The organism is Chryseobacterium sediminis (genome assembly GCF_008386505.1).
In the GTDB taxonomy this organism is placed as follows: Bacteria; Bacteroidota; Bacteroidia; order Flavobacteriales; family Weeksellaceae; genus Chryseobacterium; species Chryseobacterium sediminis.
In genome coordinates this window covers 27,842-40,307 of record NZ_VUNZ01000003.1, presented here as the reverse complement: position 1 = coordinate 40,307, position 12,466 = coordinate 27,842, and the positions used below count along the sequence as shown (strand labels likewise).

At 36.9% G+C, this 12,466-nt stretch carries 10 protein-coding genes; 3 read left to right on the top strand and 7 right to left on the bottom strand.

What is annotated here, in order from left to right; genetic code table 11:
- Positions 1-166: 166 nt before the first annotated feature.
- Together FW780_RS15555 and FW780_RS15550 are read right to left on the bottom strand one after the other, a co-directional pair.
- Complete coding sequence (locus tag FW780_RS15555) at positions 167-3,565, bottom strand: polysaccharide deacetylase family protein (protein ID WP_149834416.1); 3,399 nt, start codon at positions 3,563-3,565, stop codon at positions 167-169.
- 87 nt (positions 3,566-3,652) lie between these two features.
- Positions 3,653-4,903: a CinA family nicotinamide mononucleotide deamidase-related protein gene (locus tag FW780_RS15550; protein WP_149834415.1), complete on the bottom strand. Its 1,251-nt coding sequence runs from the start codon at positions 4,901-4,903 to the stop codon at positions 3,653-3,655.
- A 115-nt stretch (positions 4,904-5,018) separates the two neighbouring features.
- On the opposite strand from FW780_RS15550, the gene FW780_RS15545 reads away from it, so the two are divergent.
- Complete coding sequence (locus FW780_RS15545) at positions 5,019-5,492, top strand: DUF7832 domain-containing protein (protein ID WP_149834414.1); 474 nt, start codon at positions 5,019-5,021, stop codon at positions 5,490-5,492.
- 44 nt (positions 5,493-5,536) lie between these two features.
- On the opposite strand, the gene FW780_RS15540 is transcribed toward FW780_RS15545, so the two are convergent.
- The 5 genes from FW780_RS15540 to FW780_RS15520 form a co-directional block, all read right to left on the bottom strand.
- Positions 5,537-6,079 (bottom strand): lipocalin family protein, encoded by a 543-nt coding sequence (locus tag FW780_RS15540; protein WP_149834413.1) that lies wholly within the window; start codon positions 6,077-6,079, stop codon positions 5,537-5,539.
- Positions 6,080-6,154: 75 nt separating this feature from the next.
- Positions 6,155-6,889 carry a LytR/AlgR family response regulator transcription factor gene (locus FW780_RS15535; RefSeq protein WP_149834412.1) on the bottom strand — a complete coding sequence of 245 codons (735 nt, stop codon included), beginning with the start codon at positions 6,887-6,889 and terminating at the stop codon, positions 6,155-6,157.
- 81 nt (positions 6,890-6,970) lie between these two features.
- The gene (locus FW780_RS15530) at positions 6,971-7,387 is read right to left on the bottom strand and encodes a DUF6326 family protein (RefSeq protein ID WP_149834411.1); all 417 of its coding nucleotides are present in this window, start codon (positions 7,385-7,387) and stop codon (positions 6,971-6,973) included.
- A gap of 21 nt (positions 7,388-7,408) precedes the next feature.
- Complete coding sequence (locus FW780_RS15525) at positions 7,409-8,095, bottom strand: DUF4386 domain-containing protein (RefSeq protein ID WP_149834410.1); 687 nt, start codon at positions 8,093-8,095, stop codon at positions 7,409-7,411.
- A 171-nt stretch (positions 8,096-8,266) separates the two neighbouring features.
- Positions 8,267-10,060, bottom strand: coding sequence for a tetratricopeptide repeat-containing sensor histidine kinase (locus tag FW780_RS15520; RefSeq protein ID WP_149834409.1), 1,794 nt, complete (start codon positions 10,058-10,060; stop codon positions 8,267-8,269).
- Positions 10,061-10,367: 307 nt separating this feature from the next.
- On the opposite strand from FW780_RS15520, the gene FW780_RS15515 reads away from it, so the two are divergent.
- A complete protein-coding gene (locus FW780_RS15515; protein ID WP_149834408.1) occupies positions 10,368-11,048 on the top strand; it encodes an SIMPL domain-containing protein in 681 nt (226 codons plus the stop codon).
- Between the two features lie 198 nt (positions 11,049-11,246).
- Positions 11,247-12,437 carry a vWA domain-containing protein gene (locus tag FW780_RS15510; RefSeq protein WP_149834407.1) on the top strand — a complete coding sequence of 397 codons (1,191 nt, stop codon included), beginning with the start codon at positions 11,247-11,249 and terminating at the stop codon, positions 12,435-12,437.
- Positions 12,438-12,466 lie beyond the last annotated feature (29 nt).

Here is a 12,466-nt window from a genome sequence, read left to right as displayed (position 1 = left end):
GAATATGTATGATTTATTTCGTATTTGTTACTTTTTATGAAAACAAATTTAAACAAATAACGCCACAGCATAATAAAAATTTATAAAGGAAACTGGAAGAAGGAGGTTGGAAGTTATGAAAATCATATAATAACACCCAGCTTCCTACTCCCGGCTTCCCTACTTCTTAAGAAGTTGCTATCTCTTTTACATTTCCGGTTCTTTTCAGGAACCCCCAGGACTGCATTTCGCCTTTCAATGCCTTTCTTAAACTTTTAAACAAAACAATATACATCAGCCATCTATACCCGAATCTCTGTGGAATAATATACAGCAGATTGATTAATTTTTCCCGCTGCATGATGAATGCCACTAAAGCTAAGGAAGCGTCTACCAAAAGGAAGATCAGATAATAGGTAAATATTTTATCTCCGTTTCCGGACAAAATTCCAAAGAACATAATCACATCTGCCAGTGGTGAGAAAAATGGAATAATATACTGGAACAATAAAATATTCGGCATTGCCCAAAGTCCCAATCCTTTATATTTGGGGTTAAGGAAAGTCTGTCTCTGTTTCCAGAACATCTGCATGATTCCATAGGTCCAGCGGAAACGTTGTTTTAAGAACTGGCTTGCAGTTTCCGGAGCTTCAGTTACTGCAATTGCTCTGTTTTCATTGGCGATGGTATACCCTGCTTTTAAAATTTTAACGGTAATATCGCAATCTTCTGCTAAAGTATCAGAAGAATAACCTCCTGCTTCAATGATCACAGCTCTTTTGAATGCACCAATAGCACCCGGAATTACGGTAATCGCATTGATATTCGCATACGCCAGCCTGTCAAAATTCTGACTCGTTGTATATTCTATAGCCTGCCATCTGGTAAGCCAGTTGACTCTGTTCCCCACTTTCACATTTCCTGCCACAGCTGCAATTTTCTCTTCCGGATTTGAATTTAAAAATCTTGCAACCAGATATTTCACCGCATCCTGCTGTAGTTTGGTATCTGCATCAATGCACACTACATATTCTGCATCCGTTTGTGAGATCCCGAAGTTCAAGGCCGTTGCTTTTCCGCCGTTTCCTTTGGTAAAAATTTTCAGGTTGGGATGATTCGGAAATGCTTCTATTGCTTTTTCATACGTAGAATCCTTGCTTCCGTCATCTACCATAATAATGTTGAAATTCGGATAGGTCTGTTTCAACAGATTCTGAAGGGAAGAAACAATATTCACTTCTTCGTTATAGGCAGGTACAATAATGGAAACCTTCGGATAGGATTCAAGAATTGGAAATCCACCAAGTTTTTTCTCTTTTTTTCTTTCTTTAAAAGCCCAGTATGCCATCAGCAATAGTCTGACTAATCCTAATACGATAAAAATAGTAAATAATGCCACCAGAAAATGGCTTACTCCATAAATTACAGTGGCCAATACAAGATTGAGCTGCATAATGTAATAAGACTTTGTCTTCGGAACTTCAGGCATCAGTTCACTTCTGGTTTTATGCAGAATACTGGTTAGGTTTGTAAAATGATAGCCTTGTTTCTGAAGTGTCGGGATCAGGATTTTTAAAGCTTTCACCGTTTCTTCTCTGGTATCTCCGCCTGCATCATGAAGAAGAATGATATTTCCTCTTTCCTGTTTGATTCCGGCCATTACACGTCTTACAATTTCATCTGATTTTATTCCCGGCTGCCAGTCTTCAGGGTCAATATTTTCCCCGATATCAAGATAGTTCTGCTGTCTTGCCAAAGCTACGGGAATAATCTCTTCTGAAGTCGTAGGCTCAGAATCTGCATTATATGGAGCCCTGAACAGAATTGTACTGTGCCCCGTCACGCATTCTATCAGTAACCTTGTCAGTTTCAGTTCAAGTAATGCCCTTTCCGGACTTACTTTCGCTACATTTTCATGGGTGAAGGTGTGGTTTCCGATCTCGTGCCCTTCACGGTAAATCCGTTTGACAAGCGGAAGGTTCTTTTCTGCATTTAATCCTACCAAAAAGAATGCTGCTGGAACATGATATTTGGACAGTACATCCAATATCTGCGGGGTATAAGTTTCGTCCGGCCCGTCATCAAAAGTAAGCACCAGTTCTTTTTGGGGAGCGCCTCCATATTTTTTTACTTCGTAAGAACTTGGATAGGTGACGTAGTTTTCGTCTGTGATTATTTTCTCTTTCGGATCAATTTCGAGTGCTATTTTTCCGTCATGGGGAGTATTCAGGACATCCAGTACTTCTCCGTCCCCGATGTAATCCACCATGGTCTGCCCTTTTACATTTTCCAAAGTTTTTAAATTCAGTTTGGAAAGACCGGCAAACGTAAGATCTTTATCATAGAAATTCCAGACTCTGCTGTCTTCACTTCCCAGTCTCCAAAGTGCTGTTCCTGCCAATGGATATTCTGAAGAGAAACGCATCGTATTGAAAATAGAAGCCGCATCATTGAAAAACACTGTATGAGTGAGGTTTTTAGAATCAGTATAGGAATAATTTAAATTAAACGTATTGTCATTAAAATCAATTACCGCTTTACTTGCACTGGCTTTTGTAATAGCCTGCATGTAGGTAACGGAGGTATTGTCATCTTTATTGGAACTCCAGTCATAACCATAAGCTCCCAAGCCCAGAATAATTTTTTGCGGGGAAGTTTGTTTTACGATTTTCCCTGTCTGTTCTTCGATCCATTTTTGGGAAGAAACCGGTCCTGCATCACTTCCTGCAGAATATTCATCGTAAGCCATCAATACAAAGTAATCTACATAAGGATTCAATCTTGGGATATTGTAATCATCATTATCCGTCATGATATCCATCGTTACCAGCAGCTGGTTCTTTTTGAACGTTTCTGAAAGCTCTTTCATAAAGGCAATCAGGTTTTCATCAGAATCCAGGTTCATATCTTCAAAGTCAATATTAATTCCTTTGAAATGGTATTTTTTACACTGTTGGGTAATTTTTTGGATCAGATGTGTTCTTTTTTGCGGATCATTAAGAACTTTTACCAGTCCTTCTGAATGGAATTCCTGATTGGAATTGTTGCTCAACATCGGCATTGCGGCAACTCCCGTTCTTTTAATCACTTTGTAGCCTTCCGGATCTACATTGGTTTTCAGATCACCTGTTTTGGGATCAAGGAAAAACCATTCTGGGAAAACCAGATTAACATGTCTGATATTTCGTTTCAGAGACATCAGTGACTGAGGGTCCCATGCTACATAGAATGCAGACCGGATTCCACCTGGAAACTGAGCCCAGTTTCTGTTCTGATTTTTATATCTTTCCGCTCTCGCCTTCTGAATTTTGTCGAGGTTGGTATGGATTGTTTTTTCCGAGATAAAGCTTCTGAATCCTTTATATTCTTTGGAAATTTTATTCTCCTGAAGATAGGGTTTATTGGCAGTAATTACGGCTTTATAATCTTCTTTGAAAGGAATTTTAGGACTTCTGTCCAGGGTCATCATCAGCCCCAAAGCAAGTAAAAGCAGTATTCCTACAAAAATAAAAATACGGCTCCCCCACTGTACACTTTTCCAGCGTTTCTTGCTGTTGGTCTGAAAAATCTGTTTGGAATTTTCCACGATTTTGAAATTTATTGAATGGCTTTCAAAAAGTGTGAAAAACTCTATTAAAATTAATTAAAAAAAAATTAAAAAACAGAAATGTATCTAACTGTTTATAAGTAAACTTACAAGATCCTGAATTACCTTTTGCGAAACGAAATTCATAAAGTCCACTCTTTCCAGATGAGGCATATATAATTTAAATGTTTCTGCTTTGTCATTAATCCTTATCGTGTAATAAACCGTTCCTATCTCTTTACCGTCTTCTCCCTTTCCTGGACCGGCCACCCCTGTTGTGGAAAGAGAAATATTCGTTTCAAACAATTGTTGACAGCCTTTTGCCATTTCCTGAGCTACCTCTTCACTTACCACAGTAAACTGATCTACGGTTTCTTTAGAAACATTTAAAATTTTAATCTTCCTTTCTGTGGCATAGGGTACTATTCCGCCAAGGAAATATTTTGAACTGCCGGAAACTGACGTGATCATTTTGGCCAGTTCACCTCCGGTACAGCTTTCTGCTGTGGAAATTGTCAGATTTCTTTCGTTAAGCATTTCTGCCAGAATATTTTCTATTTTATCCTCAGATACAGCAATTACGTGGCCTTCTACTAAAGGAAGTAATTTCTGAATTTCTTCTTCTGTAATTTGCTTCAGCTGCTCTTCATTATCGCCGGAAGCTGTCAGACGAAGTTTCACACGGGTTCCTACCGGAAGGTAAGAGAGTGCCATATTTTCCGGAAGCGCCAGTTCCCAGTCTTCAATAGTGTCTGCAAGGATACTCTCAGGAATTCCCACTACGGAAACAATTCTGGTATGGATATAATGAAGACTGAATCTTTCCTGTAAATAAGGAATAATCTGATCTTTGATAAGCGGTTTTACCTCGTAAGGAACACCCGGAAGGCTGTAAGATAGTTTACCATTAAGCTCCATCATCATGCATGGAGCAGTTCCGTAATGATTTTGAAAAACAATGGATTTGGTTGGGACAAAAGCCTGTTCCTTGTTTCTTTCGAGAATATCTGCCCTTCCTCTTCTCTCCATATACCCTTTAAGGTGATTGAATGTCACCTCATCCAAAGCAATTTCATCATTGAAATACTCTGCCAGTGCTTTTTTGGTCTTGTCATCTCTGGTAGGCCCGAGACCTCCTGTTGTAATGACCAAGTCACCTGCTTCAAAAGCAATGCTTAATGCCTCTTTAATAGTTTCAATTTCGTCTGAGATGGTAAGAATCTGCGTAACTTTTATTCCTATGTTTTTAAGTTCAGCAGCAATAAAATTAGAATTGGTATCTACCGTATTTCCAGAAAGGATTTCGTCACCAATGGTGATCAGAACAGCTTTTTCCATATGTTTTTTTGTTGAAAAAAATTCTCTGCAAATGACGGAAAATTCTGTGGCAGCGGCAATATAAATTGATTTTTTCTATTTTTGACAAAATTTATTTAAAACTACAATAAGAATTATGTCTAAATATGATGATGCTTCATGGCATTATGGTGGTGATTTTCCTGAAGGGCTTCCACAGAAAAACGGAGCAACGCATACAGGAATGTTTCTGAACTGGTGCATTCAGAATGATCTGATTTCTGATGAACTGAAAGAAGATGGAGAAGAGGAAATTGAAAAATTAAAACGCAGAGAAATTACTGGTGCAGAATTCATTATGGATTCCTGCGACGGAAAATTTTCTGAATATGACCTGAATGAGCTGGGAAATCTTTTTGCAAAGGATTACTATGCTGATGATACTGATTTCGGAAACAGACACAGCTCATTTGCCGATGATTACGTCAATATTTTTGATGCAAAAGCAGAGGAAAATGATTATGAATACGAAACCTTCTATCACATTGAAGATACCTACGAAAACTATGATCTGATGAAACAGGTTATTGATCACCGTTTTGAGGAATGGAAAGAATATATTAAAAACTAAAAAGGGAAAGGGCAAATTTGTACATCATTTTGCCCTTTATTTTTTTACTGATTATGCTTTACCCAGATCAGTTCTTCGGTATTATAACCTATTTTTTTTGCTTTCTGAAGAAAACGCTGACGGATGCTTTCCGGAATATGAGTTGTACGGGAAAGAATCCATAAATATTTTAAACTGCTTCCTGCCATCAAAGCATATTGATAGTCTTCATCAATATCTATAACATTATAACCGGCCCAGATGGGTTTAAAAAATGAAACTTTCAGACGGGCTTCTTTCGGATCTTTTACAAATTTTGCTTCCCCGATCGATTCATTCCATACTTTTTTAACGTAATCATAGCCTTTATTTCTGACCTGAACAGTTCCATCCGGATTTTCTGTATATTCTGCAGTGACATTATCCATATTTTTTTCAAACCTGTAATCAAAACGGGCAATTTCGTACCATCTGCCAAGGTATTTTTTAAGATCAAAATTCTTTACAGCAGAAGCTCCTCTTGGAATTCTTACAGAATATGAGTTGAAAATAATAAGCCCTAATGCTCCCAACGAAACGGGAAGTATAATTTTATGAATGGTTTTCATGACGGGAATATTTTTGTGTGGTTCTTATAAAAACGTCAAAAATAATGCCTTAAAGCTGTTAAGGAACAATAAATTCTATGAAAAGACTTTCAGGAAATTATCTTTAAAGCTTCCTGAAACCTCAATTTCAGTATCGTCAGACAGCATTACCGTTCCACTTTTATGATAAGATTTCACAAAACCGGTATTGATAATATGGGAACGGTGAACCCTTACAAACGGGCTTTCCAGCAGGTCATCGAAATGTTTTAAAAAGCGGCACACCATCTTCTTTGAGCCATCTGTAAGGTAAACCTGCGTAAAGTTTCCATCAGCCTGAAGCCTTACAATATCTTCAGTCTTTACTACATCAAATCCCTGCAGGGTTGGAAGAATCAACTGCTGTTTTTCAGGTTTTAATTTCAGATTTTCAAGCAGGATTTTATTCCTGTTGAGTTCTTCTTTTTTCTCAAGACTTTCTACTACTTTATTCACCGCAAGAATCAGCTCCTGAATGTCAATAGGTTTTAAGATATAATAACTTGCCGACTTATTTAAAGCCTGTAATGAATATTGTGAAAATGCTGTAATGAAAATAGTTTCATAGGAAAATTCCTTGGTAGCTTCCAATACGTCAAAGGCATTTCCAAAAGGCATTTCTACATCAAGAAAAACCAGCTGTGGCTGCTTTTCAGCAATCAATGGCACTGCTTCTTTAATATTTTCAGCTTCGCCAAGAATTTCCACCTGCGGACAGTACTTGGTAAGATAGCTTCGTAAAACTTCTCTTGCTATAAGTTCATCATCTACAATTACGGCTTTTATTTTCATTGGATCAGATATTAGGTGGCAGGTAATAGGTTGCAGGTGCAAATTAGGAATATTTAATCAACCTTACAATCTGTCCTCATGCTATTCTTTTTTCCAACTCCATGCATATTTAATAATCAATATTGTTATCACGCACTCCACCATAGCAAGAAAAACGTAGGATAAATACCAATCCGAGAAGGAGGTAATACCAATAAAGAGCATCACCAGAGTGAAAAATACACCAAAGATGAGGTTAAGCGTTCTGTTGACTGCCGGTTTTAATATCAGAGAAAGAAATACCATCACAGCAGGAATCGCCAGTACAACGGATGCAAGAAGTAATTTCGGTGGAGAATCTAATAAATTGGTTCCTTCCACAAGACCTCGTGCCTTTCCCGGAGTGTACAACTCAAAATAGTCACCGTAGAGATAACACAAAGTAACCGAAGTCCAAAGGCCTGCCAATATGATTTTCACATTGATCTTCACATCTTCAAATTTTGTAGAATTGTTCATGGTTTATATTTTAATTTTGATTTATTTTTTATTTTGTACACCAACTAACAACAGCCACAAACATGTTCCTATCTCTCCTATCGTTGCCGGTAATGTGATATAATTTAATATTGTAAAGTCTGAAAAATGAGGAAATGTGGTTCTTCCCAAAACGTTTATCAGATATCCAAAACATCCCAGCATTAAGAAGATTCCTGAAATTTTAGGTAAAAATCCGGACTTATAGACCAAATACCCAAAAGGGAAAAGCCATAATCCCCAAAAGACCTGTGCTATTAAAAGTCCTTTGTTATAATTGCTCAGCAGGAGCATCATCTGGGCTTGCAGTTGCTTTATATCAAATACTTTCAGATAATCAGCACCTTCAATTAAGGTAAGCACTGAAAACTTATTTTGGAGATTGATAAATGAAATGGGTACACTGATAAGGGCAAGAATAACCATCAGTTTTGCGTAAGTTCCATCTACTTCTTTCAACAGTTGATACAGCACTAAAGGAAGTAAAGTAAAAGCGATATAACAGATTATACTGCCGGCAATACTTAGTCTGAACAATTGTACTGAAGAAGAAATATTTTGAAAAGTTAATGCAGGATTCTCCCAAACGATAAGTTTTGACGGAACATACATTAAACTGAAAAGTCCGGTTATGATAACAATGAGATAAAAAAATCCTGCGAGTCTGGCTGTTTTACGGTTAGCTTCCATTTTGGGTTAAGTTTTTATCTGTTAAGACAATAACTTTCTTAAAATGGTTACAGGTTTTTTCAGGCAGCGGGTAGCAGATAAAAAGGAAAAAGGGGTTATAAATGTAAAATTTCTTTTTGTTTATCGTATTTTAGAAGGACTTTATTCACGATTAATTTAAGAAAAAAACAATTACTTCAGATTGATCTGGATTGTCACCAAAACTCCACTGCTGTTTTCCTTATCCTTTACAGAGCATGTAATATTTTTGTTGTACAGGTCATTCAGAAGCTGGATTCTTTCCAAAGTATTCTTCATTCCTCTGCCTTCTCTTGTTTTTTGATGCTGAGTTTTCTGCTTTTTACTTTCTTCGATGCCTATTCCGTTATCTTCAATAAGGATTTTAAGATGTGATTCACTTTTCTCAAAACTCAATTTTAAAAATCCTTTTTCTGTTCTGTAGCGGAGTCCATGCCAAACAGCATTTTCCAGAAACGGCTGGATCAGCATTCCCGGAACTTGGAGATTTTGCATATTCAGGCTTTCATCTACCTCAATTTCATAATCGAATTTATCTGCAAAACGTGTTTTTTCTAAAGCAAGATAATTTTGGAGAAGATCAAGCTCCTGTTGGAAAGGAATAAAGTCTTCTGTAGAATTTTCCATCACACCGCGCATCAGCTTGGAGAATTTTGTAAGATACTGATTGGCTTCCAATTCGTTATTAGTGGCAATAAAATGATTGACACTGTTTAAACTGTTAAAAATAAAATGCGGGTTCATCTCCCTTCGCAAAGACTGAAGAGCAATTTTTTTATTCTTAGTCTGAACCTTTTTCAACGTTCTGAAAATAAAAATAATCAATCCGGTCAACAGAATTAAAGCTCCGATCAGACTATAATTGAATACATTTTTCTTTCGGATAAGCTCGTCTTTCAATTCTCTTTCTTTTTCCAGCTGAGAAATCCGCTGTTCCGTATCTTCCAGAATTTTATTGTCTACCAGACTTCGGTCTTTGGAAACGAGGTTGGGAAGTTTTCCCAAAAAGTCTCTGTACAATTGAACGGAAGCATCAATGTTCCCTGAAATAGCATACAAACTATCCAGCTTTTTAACACTTTTCTGAGCTTCTAATGTATGACCTTTGTCCAAAGCAATTCCGTAGGCATTTTTCAAGAGATCCACCGCTTCTTTCGGGTCATTTTTTTTAATATAAATATCTGCAAGCTCCTGAATCTGATTAACTTTCTCCTGCGAATTTTCTTTTACAAAATCTTCTTTCAATACCTTCTTTTTAGCTTCAATAGCTTTCTCAAAGTTTTTGTTTTCAACGTAAAGATCTGCGAGCTTCTGATTGATAGCCAACGCTTGTTGAGGTGCTTCTTTTTTAGAGATTTTATACGCTGTATTCAGATTTTCTTCAGCACTGGAAACATCTTTCTGCTTTAGATTGACATCAGCCAGCTGACTGTAGCTTTCGGCAAGATCACCCTGTTCATTTTCTTTTTTACTGAGGCTGATATTATTCTGAATAGCTTCTGCCCTAAGCTCTGGTGTAGAAGAAGAAAGTCTTGTAACGTCATTAGAATTGACGGCCTTACTTCTTTCACTATAATTCATTTGTGCCGCTCTGCCATAGTTACTTATCGCGGGTGTTATTTTATTCTGCTTTTCCTGTGACTGGGCCAATCTGCGGGTTGCTTTTTCAATATTGGGTTTGTCGTTGAGTTTTTCATACAGATTTTTCGCTTTGGTGTAATACTCCTCACTCTTTGGAAAATTCCCGTTATTAAAAAATGTTTCTCCAATATTATAATAAGAATCTGCCTGGGCGGGCTCATTTTTTGTATCCATTGCTTTTTTCAGCTTCTTGGTTTCCACCTGTACATCTTCTACAGCAGCACTGCTGGTATTCGTAGTTTGGGAAGATATTGTATTTCCCCAAAACATCAGTAAAAAGGTTGTAAGAAGTGTAAGCATTTTCATAAAACAAAGATATACATATATATAGTGTACTCAAAAACTATTCACCAAGTGAAGTTTCCCTTTCACCAAGTTTAGTCTTTGATAATGTGAACGTAAGGCTGAATTTATAGCATTATTAAAATGAAAGCTCATCGTCATATTAATAGTGTAACGAACCTTAATGGTTCAAAATATATCTTTTCTAAAACAATTCTTTCTTTGGCAAAGTCTCACCAAGTGAAAGCTCCATTTCACCAAGTCTCCCCAATTTCGGTTTCTGATCGGCGTAATTTTACATCAGTAATTAAAAATTTAAAAACAGGAAATTATGAAATTGAAACATTTTTTATTAATCGGAATTGTAACTCTTGGAAGCTTTGTACATGCTCAGACACAAGAAGTAAAAAAAAATGCAATTGAAGTAACAGGTGTTGCTGAAATGGAAGTAGAACCGGATGAAATTATTTTCAACATCGGAATAAAAGCAGATAACAAGAATGATCTGGCAGATAATGAAAAGAAGTTATTTGAAACCTTAAAAAATGCGGGAGTAAAGAACGAAGACATTAAGTTCAAATCTATGTACCAGAATATTTATTCTAAAACGGCCAAGTTTACTAAAAGTTATCAGTTTAAAGCCGGCACAAAATCAAGTCTGAGTAAAATTTTTGAAGACCTGAACCAAAAATGGGTAAGCAGCCTGAACATCGCAGAGGTAAAGAGTACTAAAATTGCAGATTTCAGAAAAGCAGTAAAGATCAATGCTTTGAAAGCCGCCAAAGAAAAAGCTGATTATTTACTGGAAAGCATGGGTAAAAAAACCGGAAATGCTCTTGAAATTGTAGAAATAGAAGACTACACCAGCGATATGATCATGCCTGCTGCTTACAAAGGAAGAGCAAGCAATATTCAGTTGGAAATGGCTGATGCTCCGGTAGATTATTCTTTTGATAATATTGAAAACATCAAGCTGAAATACAGCATTAAAACACGATACGAAATCCTTTAACCAACAGATTTAAAAAGACAGTTCCTTTGGGAGCTGTTTTTATTTTCATAAGCCACAACTTCACCAAGTCAAACCTCTGCTTCACCAAGTCTTCAGATTTTCAGCCTTAAATAGGAATAATTTTACTTCAGGAAATCAAAGTAATAAATGATATCCAGATTCAATAATACAACAGATAACCCATAAAAAAATAAAAATATGACAACTTTAAAAATCTTAGCCCTTGCAGCGGGTACCGCTTTTTTAAGCTCCGGTAATATTTCGGATAACCGCTCTATACATAATAACACTGACAATAATTTACCCGAACAAAAAATATCATTGATTCCGGTAAGCTCAGAATTAAAAGACAATAAAATTCAGGTTGCTCTTTTACTGGATACTTCCAATAGTATGGACGGTTTGATTGATCAGGCAAAATCCAGACTCTGGAATATTGTGAATACTTTGACCACTTTAAAGTATAACGGAAAAGCTCCCCAGATTGAAATTGCCCTGTATGAATATGGCAACGACGGAATTCGTGATGAAAATTACATCCGCCAGGTAGCTCCTCTTACTCAGGATCTTGATCTTATTTCTGAAAAGCTATTCGCCCTAAGAACCAATGGCGGCAGTGAATATTGTGGTGCTGTGATCCGTGATGCTTCTGCCAACCTGAACTGGGACAGTAATGATAAAAGTATGAAACTGATTTATATTGCAGGAAATGAAGCATTCAATCAGGGGAAAATAAATTATAAGGATGTTGTTTCAAAAGCAAAGGATAAAAATATTTATACCAACACTATTTTCTGCGGAAGCCGGGAAGAAGGAATCCAGACATTCTGGCAAAACGGGGCGTCTTTGGGGGGAGGAAAATATTTCAATATCGACAGTGACAGAAAAGTACTCTATATTGAAACACCTTACGACATCAAAATTTCTGAATGCAATGCAAAACTTAATGATACTTATATTTATTACGGAAATCACGGTTCTGAATACAGACTAAAGCAGATCACGCAGGATAAAAATGCTGAATCACAGTCAGCATCCAACTTAGTGGAAAGGGCTGTTGCCAAATCTAAAAAGAATGCTTACAAAAATGATCACTGGGATCTGGTGGATAAAGCTGAAAAAGATGCCGGATTTATTGCCAATGTAAAAGAAAGTGAACTTCCCGCCGAGCTAAAAGGAAAAAGCAAAGAAGAAATTCAAAAGACGATCACGGCAAAATCTGCCGCCCGCGATAAAATTCAGAAAGAAATTGAAGAGCTTTCCAAAAAGCGCCAAACCTATATTGACGGAGAAATGAAGAAGCGAGGCACTGATGATGCTGACGATCTGGGAAAAGCCATTGAAAGTTCTATTGTTGAACTGGCTAAAAAGAATGGGTATAGTTTGTAGTTGTAAAGCGGGGTAAAGCCCGCTTTTTT